This is a genomic window from Trichlorobacter thiogenes, assembly GCF_900167465.1.
Lineage (GTDB): Bacteria > Desulfobacterota > Desulfuromonadia > Geobacterales > Pseudopelobacteraceae > Trichlorobacter > Trichlorobacter thiogenes.
This window is the reverse complement of sequence record NZ_FUWR01000007.1, coordinates 77,094-92,053: the sequence shown is the minus strand read 5'-3', so window position 1 is coordinate 92,053 and position 14,960 is coordinate 77,094. Positions and strand designations below refer to the sequence as shown.

Annotated in this window: 19 protein-coding genes; 16 read left to right on the top strand and 3 right to left on the bottom strand. The window is 51.3% G+C overall.

From position 1 onward, the window contains the following. Window positions 1-198 precede the first annotated feature (198 nt). Genes ettA through B5D39_RS07940 form a run of 4 tightly spaced genes read left to right on the top strand, consistent with a single transcriptional unit; the run spans window position 199 to window position 4,392 of the window. Window positions 199-1,875 (top strand): energy-dependent translational throttle protein EttA, encoded by a 1,677-nt coding sequence (gene ettA / locus B5D39_RS07955; RefSeq protein WP_078789932.1) that lies wholly within the window; start codon window positions 199-201, stop codon window positions 1,873-1,875. A 15-nt stretch (window positions 1,876-1,890) separates the two neighbouring features. Next, on the top strand, window positions 1,891-2,826 hold the full coding sequence (locus tag B5D39_RS07950; RefSeq protein WP_078789931.1) for a diguanylate cyclase: 936 nt from the start codon (window positions 1,891-1,893) through the stop codon (window positions 2,824-2,826). Between the two features lie 34 nt (window positions 2,827-2,860). Next, window positions 2,861-3,619, top strand: a complete 759-nt coding sequence (locus tag B5D39_RS07945) for a PilZ domain-containing protein (RefSeq protein WP_078789930.1) — start codon at window positions 2,861-2,863, stop codon at window positions 3,617-3,619. A 32-nt stretch (window positions 3,620-3,651) separates the two neighbouring features. Further along, window positions 3,652-4,392, top strand: coding sequence for a PilZ domain-containing protein (locus B5D39_RS07940; protein ID WP_078789929.1), 741 nt, complete (start codon window positions 3,652-3,654; stop codon window positions 4,390-4,392). A 5-nt stretch (window positions 4,393-4,397) separates the two neighbouring features. On the opposite strand, the gene B5D39_RS07935 is transcribed toward B5D39_RS07940, so the two are convergent. Both B5D39_RS07935 and B5D39_RS07930 read right to left on the bottom strand, forming a co-directional pair. Beyond that, window positions 4,398-4,868, bottom strand: coding sequence for a DciA family protein (locus B5D39_RS07935; RefSeq protein WP_078789928.1), 471 nt, complete (start codon window positions 4,866-4,868; stop codon window positions 4,398-4,400). Next, window positions 4,837-5,115 (bottom strand): hypothetical protein, encoded by a 279-nt coding sequence (locus B5D39_RS07930; protein ID WP_078789927.1) that lies wholly within the window; start codon window positions 5,113-5,115, stop codon window positions 4,837-4,839. Before B5D39_RS07930 ends, B5D39_RS07935 begins: the two co-directional genes overlap by 32 nt. 71 nt (window positions 5,116-5,186) lie before the next feature. On the opposite strand from B5D39_RS07930, the gene B5D39_RS07925 reads away from it, so the two are divergent. From B5D39_RS07925 to B5D39_RS07870, 12 genes are all read left to right on the top strand, one after another. Further along, entirely contained in the window at window positions 5,187-5,474 is a 288-nt protein-coding gene (locus tag B5D39_RS07925; protein ID WP_078789926.1) for a putative Se/S carrier protein, read from the top strand. Further along, on the top strand, window positions 5,461-6,051 hold the full coding sequence (gene yedF / locus B5D39_RS07920) for a sulfurtransferase-like selenium metabolism protein YedF (protein ID WP_078789925.1): 591 nt from the start codon (window positions 5,461-5,463) through the stop codon (window positions 6,049-6,051). The genes B5D39_RS07925 and yedF overlap by 14 nt, the downstream gene beginning before the upstream one ends. 82 nt (window positions 6,052-6,133) lie before the next feature. Continuing rightward, window positions 6,134-7,525, top strand: a complete 1,392-nt coding sequence (ffh, locus tag B5D39_RS07915; protein WP_078789924.1) for a signal recognition particle protein — start codon at window positions 6,134-6,136, stop codon at window positions 7,523-7,525. Window positions 7,526-7,590: 65 nt separating this feature from the next. Next, window positions 7,591-7,854 (top strand): 30S ribosomal protein S16, encoded by a 264-nt coding sequence (gene rpsP, locus B5D39_RS07910; protein WP_078789923.1) that lies wholly within the window; start codon window positions 7,591-7,593, stop codon window positions 7,852-7,854. Window positions 7,855-7,913: 59 nt separating this feature from the next. Then, window positions 7,914-8,144, top strand: a complete 231-nt coding sequence (locus tag B5D39_RS07905; protein ID WP_078789922.1) for a KH domain-containing protein — start codon at window positions 7,914-7,916, stop codon at window positions 8,142-8,144. After that, window positions 8,144-8,674 (top strand): ribosome maturation factor RimM, encoded by a 531-nt coding sequence (rimM, locus tag B5D39_RS07900; RefSeq protein ID WP_078789921.1) that lies wholly within the window; start codon window positions 8,144-8,146, stop codon window positions 8,672-8,674. The genes B5D39_RS07905 and rimM overlap by 1 nt, the downstream gene beginning before the upstream one ends. After that, a complete protein-coding gene (gene trmD, locus B5D39_RS07895) occupies window positions 8,671-9,408 on the top strand; it encodes a tRNA (guanosine(37)-N1)-methyltransferase TrmD (protein ID WP_078789920.1) in 738 nt (245 codons plus the stop codon). Before rimM ends, trmD begins: the two co-directional genes overlap by 4 nt. Beyond that, window positions 9,398-9,961 (top strand): RNA methyltransferase, encoded by a 564-nt coding sequence (locus tag B5D39_RS07890; protein WP_078789919.1) that lies wholly within the window; start codon window positions 9,398-9,400, stop codon window positions 9,959-9,961. Before trmD ends, B5D39_RS07890 begins: the two co-directional genes overlap by 11 nt. Window positions 9,962-10,007: 46 nt before the next feature. Next, window positions 10,008-10,367 (top strand): 50S ribosomal protein L19, encoded by a 360-nt coding sequence (rplS, locus tag B5D39_RS07885; RefSeq protein ID WP_078789918.1) that lies wholly within the window; start codon window positions 10,008-10,010, stop codon window positions 10,365-10,367. A 45-nt stretch (window positions 10,368-10,412) separates the two neighbouring features. Continuing rightward, window positions 10,413-11,039: a ribonuclease HII gene (locus B5D39_RS07880; RefSeq protein WP_078789917.1), complete on the top strand. Its 627-nt coding sequence runs from the start codon at window positions 10,413-10,415 to the stop codon at window positions 11,037-11,039. Window positions 11,040-11,100: 61 nt separating this feature from the next. After that, the gene (locus B5D39_RS07875) at window positions 11,101-12,993 is read left to right on the top strand and encodes a GspE/PulE family protein (RefSeq protein ID WP_244161374.1); all 1,893 of its coding nucleotides are present in this window, start codon (window positions 11,101-11,103) and stop codon (window positions 12,991-12,993) included. Next, window positions 12,990-13,838, top strand: a complete 849-nt coding sequence (locus B5D39_RS07870; protein ID WP_078789916.1) for an HDOD domain-containing protein — start codon at window positions 12,990-12,992, stop codon at window positions 13,836-13,838. The genes B5D39_RS07875 and B5D39_RS07870 overlap by 4 nt, the downstream gene beginning before the upstream one ends. A 12-nt stretch (window positions 13,839-13,850) precedes the next feature. Here the strand turns inward: B5D39_RS07870 and mltG are convergent, their stop codons facing one another. Then, entirely contained in the window at window positions 13,851-14,882 is a 1,032-nt protein-coding gene (mltG, locus tag B5D39_RS07865; RefSeq protein WP_078789915.1) for an endolytic transglycosylase MltG, read from the bottom strand. Between the last annotated feature and the right edge of the window lie 78 nt (window positions 14,883-14,960).

The window sequence follows — 14,960 nt, the reverse complement described above, 5'->3', positions numbered from 1 at the left end:
AAAAAGCTGTATAGCATAAAGAATGCATGAACAGGCAGTAAAAAGCCCTACAGACAGCTTCCAGAGACATTTTTACAACAATTTTACCTTGCAACGACGAACCAAGACGTTCTCATTTTCAGACCACTGCTTAACAATTGACATCCCTACTGCTCCATGCAATAAAACCCCCCTTATAAACAAGTGGAGGTGAAAGCAGTGAGTGTTGACGACAAAAAAGTTATTTATAGCATGATGCGGGTATCGAAGTTCTACGACAAGAAGCCGATCATCAAGGACATTTCCCTTTCCTATTTTTATGGTGCCAAGATCGGCGTACTGGGTCTGAACGGCTCCGGTAAATCGACCTTGCTCAAGATTATGGCCGGTGTGGATACGGAATTTAACGGCCAGGTGGCACTCTCCCCAGGCTATACGGTTGGCTACCTTGAGCAGGAACCAAAGCTAGATGAGAACAAGACCGTCCGTCAGGTGGTTGAGGAGGGCTGTCAGGAGATCGTTGACCTGCTGGCTGAATTTAACGGCATTACCGACAAGTTTTCCGAGCCGGATGCTGATTTTGAAAAACTGTGCGACCGCCAAGCAGTGCTGCAGGAGAAGCTGGACCATATGGACGCCTGGGATCTGGATTCACGGCTGGAACTGGCCATGGACGCCCTGCGCTGTCCTGATGGCGACACACCGGTCAACGTGCTGTCAGGTGGTGAAAGAAGACGGGTTGCCCTCTGCCGCCTGCTGCTGAAAAAACCTGATATCCTGCTGTTGGACGAGCCGACCAACCACCTTGATGCCGAGACCGTGGCCTGGCTGGAAAAGCACCTGCACAGCTACAGCGGCACCGTTATTGCCGTTACCCACGACCGTTATTTTCTGGATAACGTGGCTGGCTGGATTCTGGAACTGGACCGAGGCGAAGGGATTCCTTGGAAAGGAAACTACTCTTCATGGCTTGAGCAGAAACAGGATCGCCTGGCAACTGAAGAAAAGCAGGAAAGTGAACGTCGCAAGACCTTGAAGCGGGAGCTTGAATGGATCAGGATGTCCCCTAAAGGCCGTCATACCAAGGCCCAGGCACGGATCAGCAAATACGAAGATCTGGCAGCACAGGAAGGCGAGGCACGGGGCAAGGACCTTGAACTATACATCCCGGCCGGTCCACGGCTGGGTGATATCGTGATTGAGGCGGATAATGTCAGCAAAGGGTTTGGTGATCGGTTGCTGTACGAAGGAATGACCTTCAAGCTGCCCCGTGGCGGGATCGTCGGCGTGATCGGCCCCAACGGTGCTGGTAAAACCACCCTCTTCCGCATGATCACCGGCTCAGAAACCGCTGACAGCGGCAGCTTCAAAATTGGTGATACCGTTCAGGTTGCCTATGTGGATCAAAGCCGCGACAGCCTGAACCCGGACCGTCTGTTGTGGGAAGAGATCAGTGACGGCCAGGAGATGATTCAACTGGGCAAGCAGACCGTTAATGCCCGCAACTATGTGGCCCGCTTTAACTTTACCGGTGGTGACCAGCAGAAAAAAGTGGGGATGTTGTCCGGTGGCGAGCGTAACCGGGTTCATCTTGCCAAGGTCTTGAAAAGTGGTGCAAACGTGTTACTCTTGGATGAGCCGACTAACGACCTGGATGTCAACACCATGCGGGCGCTGGAAGAAGGCCTGGAAAACTTTGGCGGCTGTGCCGTGGTTATCTCCCACGACCGCTGGTTTCTTGACCGGATTGCCACCCATATCCTTGCCTTTGAAGGTGATTCAAAGGTAACCTGGTTTGAAGGTAACTATTCTGAATATGAGGAAGACCGTCGCAAGCGTCTGGGAAGTGAAGCAGACCGCCCGCACCGGATCACCTATCGCAAACTGACCCGTTAATCCCTGGGAGGCTCAATGGCTGACATCGGTATCCCGATCCTGCTGGTTGATGACGACCGCTTCATGCGGACAGTGCTCTGCCAGACCTTGCAGGATGCGGGGTATCAGGTCAGCCAGGCCGCCAACGGAAAAGAAGCACTGGAGCTTTGCCGTAGCAACTATTTCCCCATTATTTTAACCGATTGGGTCATGCCTGAAATGGATGGCATTGCCTTTTGCCGGGCCTTCAGAGAAAAAACCGCCGAATCCTATACCTACCTGATCCTGCTGACCTCACAGGATGGCAAAGACAAGCTGATTGAAGGGCTTGAGGCTGGTGCAGATGAATATCTGATCAAGCCGGTCAATGAAGCAGAATTGATGGTACGCCTCAAAACAGCCCGCCGGATTCTTGACCTGGAAAGCTCTCTGCAGAAGAGCCTGGAAGAGATCAAGCAACTTTCAATCAGAGATCCGTTGACCGGCATGTTTAACCGTGGCTACCTGGATCAGCACCTTCCCAATGAAATCCGCCGGGCAGATCGCTACCTGCGGGACTTTTCCCTGATCATGATGGACCTTGATCACTTCAAGAAGATTAACGACACCTGGGGACATCAGGCTGGTGATGCGGTATTGCAGCACTGCACCCGCATCATTGCCGGCACCATCCGCCATGAAGTTGACTGGGTTGCCCGCTATGGTGGCGAAGAATTTGTACTGGTGCTGCCAGAGACGGACCAGGTCGGCTGCGGTGTTGTTGCCGAGCGTTTAAGAAATCTGATTGCCTCATCCACCTGCAGCTTCAGAGGTGAAAATCTGAGCATAACGGCAAGCTTCGGCACGGTTACCCGATCTCCCTCCGACAGCGCAAACGACATACATGCTGATTTCATGTTACATAGGGCTGACCAATGCCTCTACCAGGCAAAAGAATCAGGACGCAACCGGATTGTACGGACATCTGTATGACATGAGTTGAAAACTGCATTTAAGGAGCGTACCAATGAACTTCACCACCTACTTTGCTCGCGGACAAAAGGTGTTTTTGATCAACACCTCAGCTGATCGCGACAGCAGCCTTTTCGAGGCTTTTTCTGCCACTATTGTAGCGGCAGATAATCAACAATTTACGCTACGTTCACGCTATCCGCTACACCACGGCGAAGAGCATACACTAAAACCCGGCATGAGCTTTAAGATCACCACTGAAAGCTATGGATCCGGCGTGCAACTTGTAGGCACGATTCACTCGGTATCCGGCAGAGATTTTACAGTACAGCCAACCGCTCAGCTTGAAATGTACCAACGCAGCCAAGTCCCCCGCATGGACACAATCCTTGATTACCGCACCTTTTCACGTTCAGCCCCAGTAACCTTTTTCCGGCAGGAATGGGAACGCTACCAGGCCTTGCTGTCTGCCAGCAGCACTGACAAGCTTGAACTGTCATCCGGCGAAATCAACCTTGGTGTAGGAGGATTCCGTCATTTGGTGGATAAGTCGGATCATAATTCAGAGCTTACCATGGTTTTTATTGACCTGGAGCCGGGAACACCACCAATATGCGCCGTTGCGGAGCTGCTCTGGCGTCGCAGCCTGCCCGATGAAGATCGGCTCGCCATTGGCCAGAGGTTTATCCTTATCCGCAAGTCGGATCAGGAACGAATTCAGGCCTATATCCAGCATCGCCAGAAAAAGCAGACCAAAAAAGCGGTCCGTCAAAAAAACAATTGGGAGCTGCTTGACCGGATGTTTCGCGATTAGCAGCATGCCACAACGTAACACCGGTACTTATCATGAGCTATGATCGCTACTTTACCCGTGGCCAAAACGTCTTCCTGATCAACATTTCGGAAGAGCGGGATGCGTCTGTCTTTAATTCATTTACCGGGAGAGTTGTGCTTTGCAGTGATGACCAGCTTCTGCTGAAAACCGCCTATCGCCTCTATTCAGGAGAAGTGCTGGGCCTGAAGCCCGGCATGCAGTTCAAGTTAACCACAGAAGCAATGGGAATGGGGGTTCAGGTCAGGGCAGAGCTTGTTGAGCTGGTTTCCCCGGAAGAGCTGAAGCTGCGCCCATTAGGTGAATTAGCGGTCTATCAACGCCGGCAATCACCCCGCGCTGATCTGTCGCTTCCGCTCCTGCTGGTCCCCCAAAAATCCTCACTGGCAGCTTTTCAACGGGAATGGAAACGGGTCGTTCAAGATCTGCAGAAACCTGCCCCGCCACGGCTGAAACTTACCAGCACAGCCATAAATTTAAGTGCCGGCGGCTTTGGGGTTAATCTTGCCACTGAGCCGACGCACCTTGCTCTTGTTGTGATTGATCTGCAGGATGAAAAAAGACCGATCTGTGCAGTGGCAGAGCTGATCTGGCGCAAACCGGACAATGAACAACAACTGACCGCATGCGGACACCGCTTTGTAGAGATTTTGAAGGAGGATCAGGAACGGATAGCAGCGTTAGTGGAAAAAATAGCCGGCGGGCGTACATCCGGGGTTAAACAGCGGGAGCTTATTGATAGGATGGAACCATGACAGACTCAGCTGTTGCGGAGATGCAGTTCTATTAATGACTGCAGTGATTCTCTCAGCTCAGCATCTTCTAAATCACTAACCTGCTTGGCAACCTGGGCCTGCTGTTGTACAGAAAGCGGTTTGGGCGTTGGACGAGCAGTTTCTGTAATGCCGGTATCCTGCTGAATCCTGCCAGACTTGAGGACAATCTCCTTCACCCTCTCGTTACCCAGCAGGGTATTTATGCGGTCACGCAGTTCTGTCTTCATAAAGCTTAACTGCTGCATCCAGGGACCGCTGGCCACAACAACCGTCAGCACACCGCCCACCAGACGCAGTGGTCTGGCACGACCGGCAATGGCAGGCCCCACCGCCTGATCCCAGCTTTCCCAGATCACCAGATCTTTCAGGCGTGCGCCAAGTTCCGGGTTAATACCGGGGCCAGTGAGCAACTTACTGATCCGCTCAGGGCTGCCTTTGGGGCGCTTTCCTGCCATGTAGCATCCTCCGTTTGTACCAGCCGCCGACAATCTGTCCGCCTATTGCAGCGGCCAGAGTAAAAGGAATCACACGCCAACCAAATCCGGCCAGGTGGCGGAAATGGACCACCAACGGAATCGGCAGATGCGCCAGAAACAGCCAGGGTAGTGAAAATTTCTTAAATGATTCACGTATATATCCACAGGGTATACTTACCAGAAAGGCACCAACCACCAGTCCAGCAAAGTTAAATGAATCTTGCATGCAGATCCCCTTTTCGGCATAGTATGAAGTTCGGTTACCATTGTCAATCAGGTCGCATCAGGAGTAGTCCCATGGGGCAACAGGTTGTACGTGAAGGACAGTACCTCGCCGTATTTAATTCTACCCATCGGGTTCTTAAGGCAGAAGGTCTTCTGAAAAGCAGCGGGCTAGCGATCATGCTGATTCCGGCACCACGTGCGGTGCAGGCAGACTGCGGCCTTGCGATCCGCTTTGATGAAGAACAACATGATACTGTAATGCAGCTTCTATCTGAGCAAAACCTGCTACCAGCCTTTTTATGCCAGCTCAGAAACGACACGTACATCACCATCAGGGAGTATCAGCATGAAAACCATTGACTGTCGTGGTCAGGCCTGCCCGGTCCCGGTTATTGCAACCAAGAAAGCACTGGAGGAATCAGGCACAGGGATACGTGTGCTGGTTGATGATGGCGCGCCGCGGGAAAATGTCGTGCGTTTTGTCAAAAACCGTGGGTATCTGGTTAATGAAACAGCTGAAGCTGATGGTTGGTCGCTGCTGGTAACCGGATCAACAACAGCTGAAGAAGCAGCTCAGAGCAATGTAACTGCTTCAGCATCAGGAGATAGAGTTTTACTCGTAACCTCAGACCGTCTGGGTGATGGGCCGGAAGAACTGGGATACCTCCTCATGAAAAATTTCATTTTCACCCTGCTTGAAACCCCGCAACAACCAGACCGGATCCTGTTTTTGAACAGTGGTGTACTGCTTGCCACTGAAGGTGCTGAGACGGTCGAGGCGCTCAAGCAGCTTGAAGAGCGGGGAGTTGAGCTACTGGCCTGCGGTGTCTGCCTGGATTATTTCAAGAAAAAGGATCAACTGGCCGTTGGACAGGTCACCAACATGTTCAGCACAGCAGAACATCTGCTGGCAGCAGCCTTAGTCATCAAACTCTAGCAAGCAGATAATTCTTGACAAGAGCATACTGACACCTCTATAGTTTGCTCCTTTTAGGATACCCTGAGTATATTGGCACTAAATGTTTGATAACCTTTCGGATAAACTGGAATCAGTCTTTAAAAAGCTCCGCGGTCAGGGGGTAATGACTGAGGACAACATCAAGGACGCCCTGCGCGAAGTTCGCCTGGCGCTGCTTGAGGCTGACGTTAATTTCAAGGTTGTCAAAGACTTTGTTGAAAATGTCCGCCTGAAGGCTGTCGGCACTGAAGTCATGCAGAGCTTGGCACCTGGTCAACAGGTGGTCAGAATTGTCCATGATGAACTGATCAACCTGATGGGCGGTGATCAGGACAACAGCCTTGATCTTGCAGCAAAACCGCCTGTGGTTCTTATGCTGGTCGGCCTGCAGGGCGCGGGTAAAACAACCACCTGCGGTAAATTAGGCAGCTGGCTTCGCAAACAAAAACGTCGTCCTCTGCTGGTTCCTGCTGACGTCTACCGTCCGGCAGCTATTGAACAGCTAAAGACCGTTGGACGACAGCTGAATATTGATGTTTTTGATTCGCAGACAGGTCAGGAACCGGTTGATATCTGCTCGGCTGCAGTCCGTTTTGCAGAATTAAATGGTTTTGACACCGTACTGCTCGATACTGCCGGTCGTCATCAGATTGATGACTACCTGATGAGCGAGCTTGAGCGGATTAAAGCCGTTGCCCAGCCCCGGGAAATCCTGTTTGTGGCTGATGCCATGACCGGTCAGGAAGCGGTCACAGTTGCCAGCGGCTTTAATGACCGCCTTGGCATTACCGGTGTCATTCTCAGTAAATTGGATGGCGATGCCAAAGGTGGCGCAGCCCTTTCGATCAAGGCGGTTACCGGAGCACCGGTCAAGTTTGTCGGCCTGGGCGAGAAGCTGGATGCCCTTGAGGTATTCCACCCGGACCGGCTTGTTTCGCGCATTCTGGGTATGGGGGATGTACTGACGCTGGTGGAAAAGGCCCAGTCTGCCCTTGATGAAAAAGAGACTGAGCGCCTCACCCAAAAGCTGAAGAAAAACCAGTTTGACCTTGAAGACTTTCTGGCCCAGCTGCAGCAGCTTAAAAAGCTCGGCTCACTTGAGTCCATCATGGGGATGATCCCCGGCATGGGCAAGATGATGAAACAGATGCAGGGCGCCCAGCCCAGTGAAAAGGAGATGAAGCGGATTGAGGCAATTATCCGTTCCATGACTCCTGCTGAACGGGCAGATCATGGTATTATCAACGGTAGCCGCCGCCTGCGGATCGCCAAAGGTAGTGGCACAACCGTGCAGGAAATAAATCTGTTACTGAAGCGATTTACTGAAGCGCAGAAGATGATGAAGCAACTGTCAAAAATGGGCCCCAAAAACCTGATGAAAGGGATGGGGGGCTTACCAGGGCTCGGCAACCTGGGTGGACTTGGCAAAGGGATGTTCCCTTTTGGCCGTTAACAAATTGACAATCTAACCAACTCGCATTTTTATAAAATCGAGACACAACGCAGGAGGAAATAACAATGTCTACAAAAATCAGACTGCAGCGTCACGGCGCCAAGAAGCGCCCTTTTTATCAGGTAGTGATTGCTGATGAGCGTTCACGCCGTGATGGCCGCTTCATTGAAAACGTCGGCTACTATGACCCAACCAAAAATCCGGCTATTTTGAAACTTAATGTAGAAAAAGTAATTGCTTGGCTTGATAAAGGTGCGCAGCCCACTGACACCGTCAATCAGATTTTGAAAAAAGAAGGCATCCTGGAGAAGGCAGCCCAGGCAGCCTAGTAGAACGCTTCTTGCTCTATCCCGGCTAGCCCGGACACTACGAAGCAGAGGTACGCCAGATGAAAGCACTTGTCGAAACCATCGCGCAGGCTCTTGTCGACGACCCCTCCAAAGTGGTCACCTCCGAAGAGATGGAGGAGGACACTCTGGTTATCAAACTGTCCGTGGCTAAAGAAGACATGGGACGGATCATCGGCAAGGAGGGGCGTACCGCCAAGGCGGTCCGGACACTCCTGAATGCCGTTGCCACCCGGGATAACAAGAAGGCGATTCTTAAGATTATTGAGTAATGGATGTTTCCAACAATAACCTGATTGCCGTCGGTCGAATCAGTGGTACCCATGGCATTCGAGGCCAATTGAGGCTCCACTCCTACTCCGGCAATCTTGAGAGCCTGCAGGCAGCTAAAACCATACTGCTTCGTTTTCCTGCAGGCGTTACTCGACAGATTCAGCTCAAGCGTGCCGCTTACCATAGCGGCAAGTTTCTTCTGACTCTGGACGGGTTTGATACTATCGAAAAAGCTCAGGAACTGGCTGGTTGTGAACTGCTGCTGCAGCGTGACCAGTTGCCGCCACCGGAAGCTGACGAATACTACTGGCAGGACCTGCTTGGCCTTAAAGTTGTTACAACAGAAGGGCAGCAACTGGGTTGCATCAAAGAGATCATGGAAACCGGAGCCAATGATGTCTACCTGGTTCGTGATGAAGCAACCCGGCGCGAATATCTGATTCCTGCCATAGCCAGCGTAATAACCAGCGTCAACCTGCAGACCGGCTGTATGACCATTACCCCGCTGGAGGGGTTGCTTGATCTATGAGATTTGATATTCTGACCCTCTTCCCCGACATGTTCGGGGGACCGTTTGACGAAAGTATCATTCGCAGGGGGCAGGACAAAGGGCTGATTCAGATCGCCCTACACCAGATTCGTGATTATACCGTTGACCGCCACCGCACCGTTGATGATGCACCCTACGGCGGTGGAGCCGGTATGCTGATGAAACCGGAACCACTTTCGGCAGCCATTGAATCCGTTAAAAAGCTGAACACAGACGCCACTGTTCTTTTGACAACACCACAGGGTAGACCGCTCACGCAGAAGCTGGCTCAGGAGTTATCCCTCAAACCGGGATTAATTATTATCTGTGGCCGCTACGAAGGGATTGATGAGCGGATCCACCAGCACTATGTCGATCAGGAGATCTCAATCGGCGACTATGTTCTTTCGGGTGGTGAACTGGCAGCCATGGTGTTGGTAGATTCGGTAACCAGACTGGTACCTGGCGTGCTTGGATCTGACGAGTCTGCACAGACTGATTCATTTGGTGATGGATTGCTTGAGTATCCCCAGTACACGCGTCCACCTGAATTTAACGGTTTACCGGTGCCTGCTCCGCTCCTCTCCGGTAACCATGCAGAGATCATACGCTGGCGACGGGAACAGTCATTGAAGCGAACAGCAGAGCGACGACCTGACCTGCTCACTCAGGCAGTTTTAAGCGATAAAGACAGGCTCTTTTTAAAATCACTTGGGGTTTCTAATGTCAGCTAACCTGTCAGTTGCGTTGCTGCATTACCCGGTCTATAACAAGCATCGGCAGCTGGTAACCACGGCCTTTACAAACCTGGATATCCATGACATTGCCCGGACCGCGCGAACCTTTGGCCTATCCCGCTACTATCTGGTCAGCCCGTCCGACGAACAGCAACAGCTGATACACCGGATCGTGACCCACTGGGATTCAGGCTGGGGAGCAGACTACAACCCTGACCGGCGAGAAGCATTGTCAATTGTCAGGGCAGCTCAAAGCCTGCAGGATGCGCTAACAGATCTGCAGCAGACATACCAGCAACCGGTAAACATTATTGCGACCGGAGCAGCCAAACGGCCAGACGCCACTTCATTTAAAAGCCTGCGCCAGCAACTGCAAAGCGATGACCACCACCATCTGCTTTTGCTTGGCACCGGCTGGGGACTGGCTGACGAGATCTTTGAACAGGCTACCACTATTCTGGAACCGATCCAGGGCTGTGGCAACTACAATCACTTACCGGTTCGCTCGGCTCTGGCCATTATGCTGGATCGACTGCTGGGAGAACGCTAACAACAACGAAACCTGCAAAAGGTTATATCTGAGGAGGAACAGCATCATGACTACCATCGACATCATTGAATTTGAGCAGATGAAGAAGAATACACCGGTTTTCAAGACCGGCGATACGGTCAAAGTACACGTTAAGATCGTGGAAGGTGACAAACAACGGATCCAGGCGTATCAAGGCGTTGTCATTGCACGCCAGAACGGTGGTGTCCGTGAGTCCTTCACCGTCCGTAAAATATCAAACGGCATCGGTGTTGAGCGGGTATTCCCGCTGCATTCACCCATCGTAGAAAAGATAGAAGTAGTGACCCGCGGCCATGTCCGTCGTGCCAAACTGTACTACCTGCGCAAACTCAAGGGCAAGGCTGCCCGGATTCGCGAGCGCAAGTACGTTCCCGGCCAGGCCTGATATATCGAAAAGCCCCGCTCCTTCGGCGGGGCTTTTTTTATAACCATGCAAACATCACTTTTTGATCCCCCTGTGTTAAGCCTCTATCACTTTGAACTGCAGGCCCGTTCTCACGGTTTCAGGCAGATCGCCGGTATTGATGAAGCTGGCCGAGGTCCTTTGGCCGGTCCGGTGGTGGCTGCCGCCGTTATCCTGGATCCAGATCATCCGATTGAGGGGGTTAATGACTCAAAGAAACTCTCTGAAAAACGCAGGGAACAGCTTTTTGAGCTCATTATGACCCACGCTGCCGCTGTGGGTGTTGGACTGGCAGATGCGGAAACCATTGACCGGATTAATATCTTGCAAGCAACCCGTCAGGCCATGCTGGAGGCAGTACAGACACTCCCCTGTTCCCCTGACTACCTTTTAATTGACGGCATTACCACCATCGCCTCTCCCCTGCCCCAACAGACACTTAAACAGGGGGACAGCCGCTCTGCCTCCATAGCTGCGGCCTCCATCATTGCAAAAGTTACCCGTGATCGGTTAATGCTGGACTATGACCGCCATTATCCCACCTATGGGTTTGCCAGACACAAGGGTTATGGCAGTGCAGCACATCTGGCTGCATTACAGCAACATGGCCCCTGCCCGATCCATCGCATGACCTTTTCCAGGGTTAAAACGTGAAAAAGCCCCCACCTGCAAACTACATTTGCAATTTCAATAAAAGCTTGTAAACTAGCGTTCTATGAATACACCTGCTCCTACAATTCAGCCTGCCAAAGAAGTCAAGATTGGAGTTATTCCAACCCTGCTGATCAAGGATGAAGTACTCACCCATGATCAACTGGCCTACGCAGCACGAGTGTATAGCAAGCTCACTACCCCCCAGACCATGCTGGATACCCTGCTTGAACTGGGACTGATTTCCCAGGAGCAGCTACAGACCACCCTGCGCAAACATCAACTTAATCTTCGTTTGGGAGATCTGCTGCTTGAACTGGGCTACCTGCGTGAGATTGACCTGCAACAGGCCCTGGCTATCCAAAAAGATGCTCAAGGTCAACGCCGACTGGGTGATGTGCTGGTCGACAACGGTTTTATTGAAGAACGTAAACTGCTTGAAACCCTCTCCTACCAGCTGGGCTACCCGCTGATAGATCCTGACTTTGTCAAGATAGACAAAACACTTCTGGCACGGCTGCCCCTGAATATCTGCCAACAATTCAATGTACTGCCACTCTACCGCCAGGGAGAACAACTGGTAGTCACCTTTGCAGATCCGCTTGATCAACGAGCCCGAGACATCGTTTCTTCGCATCTTGGCAACTTTATCCCTGCCATCTGTTCAAAAAAATCACTCAAAGAGGCATTAGCGGCTCTTGAACATGCCGGGCAGACCATTGCTGCCGACGACAACACCATCATCGGCATGATCAACCTGTTGTTTGAAGATGCCATAGAAGAACAGGCCAGCGATATCCATATTGAGCCTCAGAAAGATCGCCTGCGTGTCAGGTTCAGGCGGGACGGCGTGATGGGGCACTACAAAGACTTCCCCAAGGAGATCGCCCCTCAGCTCACCACCCGGATCAAGGTCATGGCTTCAGCGGATATTGCTGAAAAGCGCCGCCACCAGGATGGACGTATCCTCTTTGCCAGTCGCAAACATGGCATAAATCTCGATCTGCGGGTTTCTTTCTTCATCACCATCTACGGTGAAAAGGTGGTATTGCGGCTGCTTAACAATAAGGGAACCTTGTTGGATATCAAGGAAGTGGGCATGGCTCCCCGCATGCTGGAGCACTTTATCTATGATGCCCTGGAAGTACCCACCGGTGTCATGATTGTGACCGGTCCAACCGGTTCAGGTAAAACCACCACCCTCTATGGCTGTGTCAATCACCTGAATGATATCAACACCAGCATCATCACCGCAGAGGACCCGGTTGAATACGTAATTGACGGCATTTCACAATGCTCCATTAACCCCAAAATCGGGGTTACCTTTGAAGAAACCCTGCGTCACATTGTACGTCAGGACCCTGATGTTATTGTTTTAGGGGAAATCCGGGATCAGTTCTCGGCTGAAGTGGCCATTCAGGCTGCCCTGACCGGCCACAAGGTTCTAACCACCTTTCACACTGAAGACTCCATTGGCGGCCTGATCCGGCTGATGAATATGAACATTGAGGCATTCCTGATCTCATCCACAGTGGTCTGTATTGTGGCCCAGAGGCTGCTGCGCAAGGTCTGCCCGGAATGTGCTGAACCCTACACCCCTACCCCGCTTGATCTCACACGCCTGGGACTTTCTGCCAATGATCTGCAAGGAGCTGAGTTCAAGCTCGGCCGAGGCTGTAAGAACTGTCGCTTCAGCGGGTATCGAGGCAGGGTGGCTATATTTGAGCTATTGGTGATGAATGAGATGGTCAAGAACGCCATTCTGGATCACAAGAGTTCCTATGAAATCCGGAAAATAAGTGTTGAAACCTCCGGCATGGTAACCCTGATGGAAGATGGACTGGTCAAAGGGGCACGGGGACTGATTTCGATGCAGGAAATTGTTACTGATCTGCCACGCCTTGGTAAACCACGGCCACTACATGAATTACGCAGGATTCTGGGGGTACAACGATGACGACTGAAAAACCATTAGTCCGGCTGATTCAGGAGCGCCTGGAAGGCAACCTGCAGGAACTGCCGGTCTTTCATACTGTTGCAGTCAAACTGCAGCAACTGCTATCATCCCGCAGCTTTGAAATTGATGATATAATTGAGCTAATCAGTGAGGACCAATCCCTTTCAGGTCGAGTACTTAAAGTTGCGAACTCATCTTACTATGCCGGCTTGAACAAGATTGCCACCATAAAAGATGCCATCATCCGGCTGGGGGCGCAGGAAATTGCCAACATGGCCATGCTGGCATCACAGTTTGAATTTTACAACTCACCAAACGAAACCTTAAATCGTCTGATGCAAAGCCTATGGGGGCATGCACTGGCCTGTGCTGTTGGTGCAAAATGGCTGACCCGCAAGGCCGGCTACCCTGGCATGGCCTCTGAGGCGTTCATGGGGGGGCTGATGCATGACATTGGCAGCCTGGCCCTTTTGAAAGTTCTTGATGATATTCAAAAAAGCAAAGAAAGCTCGGTTCTGTTTTCCGATCAGTTAATCAGTGAAATCATGGAGGCGATGCACGAAGAGGTGGGGTACAATCTGATGAAGGCCTGGAACTTTCCTGACTTTTATTGTGACATAGCTAAAAATCATCATACTGCCGAGTTTGATCAATCAAACATCCTGCTGGTTGCGGTTCGGCTTTCTAATCTGGCCTGTAAAAAGCTTGGTAGGTCACTGTACCCGGCAGATCCAACTATCTCAATTTTTTCAGCGCCGGAAGCACATCTTTTGGGCTTAAAAGAGATTGCACTGGCTGAGCTGGAGATCATCATAGAAGATGCAGACGGCATCAGCATGGCATAGCACGCTTTGCTACTATCTTTTCTTCGCGCCCTTTTTCAAAAACCTGTTAACACCCTGATTATGTTCGGCCAATGTCCTTGAAAACTGGTGTGTTCCATTCTTGCGGGCAACAAAATACAAATAATCTGTCTTGGCTGGTTGCAGTACTGCCTGCATCGCCTCCAAACCAGGATTTCCAATCGGACCAACAGGCAACCCCTTAACTTTATAGGTATTATAAAGAGTAGTTCGCTGCAGATCCTGCTTTGTGACGGTGCCACCAAAAACCTTGGCGCCGTAAATGGCGGTTGGATCACTCTGCAGCGGCATACCGATCCTCAAACGATTCAAAAATACCGACGCGATCAACGGTTTTTCTTCTGCTGAAACGGCTTCCCGTTCAATAATGGAAGCAAGGATTACAACCTGCTCAATCGTCATTCCAGCTGCATCAAGCAACGGCTTGAACCCTTCAGCCTTATGCCGGAAGGCGCGCACCATCTCCGTTACCAGACCTGCCTCATCCATATGGAAACCAATTTGATAGGTACCTGGAAACAGATACCCCTCAACACTCTTTGCGTTAATGCCAAGTTCAGTAAGCAAGCTACGGTCTGAACAGGCCTCCAAAAACGCAGCGCGGTCAAAAACGCCTTGTTTATGCAGCAGTTCAGCAGCCTGGTAGATGGAATACCCCTCAGGAAGGGTAAACTTGCAGGCATCGGTCTGTCCGTTGGCCAGTTTTTCAAGAATTTGCGACGGCACCATGGCGCTGGATATACGATAATCACCGGTCTGCATCCTGCGGTCCAAACCGCGCAACCGGGCAACCAGCCGTAGATGCAGACTGCTACGGATCACTCCGGCCTGCTTTAATTCGTTGGCAACGCCTGCAAAACCGGCCCCTTTAGGTACCGTAAGCCCATATACCCGTGTAGCATCACCAACAGGCAGATACAGGAGCACCAGATACCAGCCCAGAAAAAGCAGGGTGCAGCCACGAAATAGCCAGGGAATAATACGACGTGTTGAAATAGTCGAAATACGTGGTAAGCGAAGAGACATAGGCTAATTGTACGGGCTTTGGCTCTCAGGTCAAGGAAAAGAGTTTCTAATAAATATAATTTATGGCAATGCTGTCAT

Coding starts and splice junctions, on each gene's coding strand:
- B5D39_RS07950 (WP_078789931.1), top strand. CDS start 1,891: ATGGCTGACATCGGTATCCCGATCCTGCTGGTTGATGACGACCGCTTC.
- yedF (WP_078789925.1), top strand. CDS start 5,461: ATGAAAACCATTGACTGTCGTGGTCAGGCCTGCCCGGTCCCGGTTATT.
- B5D39_RS07880 (WP_078789917.1), top strand. CDS start 10,413: ATGCAAACATCACTTTTTGATCCCCCTGTGTTAAGCCTCTATCACTTT.
- rimM (WP_078789921.1), top strand. CDS start 8,144: ATGGATGTTTCCAACAATAACCTGATTGCCGTCGGTCGAATCAGTGGT.
- B5D39_RS07925 (WP_078789926.1), top strand. CDS start 5,187: ATGGGGCAACAGGTTGTACGTGAAGGACAGTACCTCGCCGTATTTAAT.
- B5D39_RS07945 (WP_078789930.1), top strand. CDS start 2,861: ATGAACTTCACCACCTACTTTGCTCGCGGACAAAAGGTGTTTTTGATC.
- B5D39_RS07870 (WP_078789916.1), top strand. CDS start 12,990: ATGACGACTGAAAAACCATTAGTCCGGCTGATTCAGGAGCGCCTGGAA.
- B5D39_RS07905 (WP_078789922.1), top strand. CDS start 7,914: ATGAAAGCACTTGTCGAAACCATCGCGCAGGCTCTTGTCGACGACCCC.
- B5D39_RS07875 (WP_244161374.1), top strand. CDS start 11,101: ATGAATACACCTGCTCCTACAATTCAGCCTGCCAAAGAAGTCAAGATT.
- B5D39_RS07890 (WP_078789919.1), top strand. CDS start 9,398: ATGTCAGCTAACCTGTCAGTTGCGTTGCTGCATTACCCGGTCTATAAC.
- B5D39_RS07935 (WP_078789928.1), bottom strand. CDS start 4,868: ATGGCAGGAAAGCGCCCCAAAGGCAGCCCTGAGCGGATCAGTAAGTTG.
- rplS (WP_078789918.1), top strand. CDS start 10,008: ATGACTACCATCGACATCATTGAATTTGAGCAGATGAAGAAGAATACA.
- B5D39_RS07930 (WP_078789927.1), bottom strand. CDS start 5,115: ATGCAAGATTCATTTAACTTTGCTGGACTGGTGGTTGGTGCCTTTCTG.
- trmD (WP_078789920.1), top strand. CDS start 8,671: ATGAGATTTGATATTCTGACCCTCTTCCCCGACATGTTCGGGGGACCG.
- ffh (WP_078789924.1), top strand. CDS start 6,134: ATGTTTGATAACCTTTCGGATAAACTGGAATCAGTCTTTAAAAAGCTC.
- B5D39_RS07940 (WP_078789929.1), top strand. CDS start 3,652: ATGAGCTATGATCGCTACTTTACCCGTGGCCAAAACGTCTTCCTGATC.
- rpsP (WP_078789923.1), top strand. CDS start 7,591: ATGTCTACAAAAATCAGACTGCAGCGTCACGGCGCCAAGAAGCGCCCT.
- mltG (WP_078789915.1), bottom strand. CDS start 14,882: ATGTCTCTTCGCTTACCACGTATTTCGACTATTTCAACACGTCGTATT.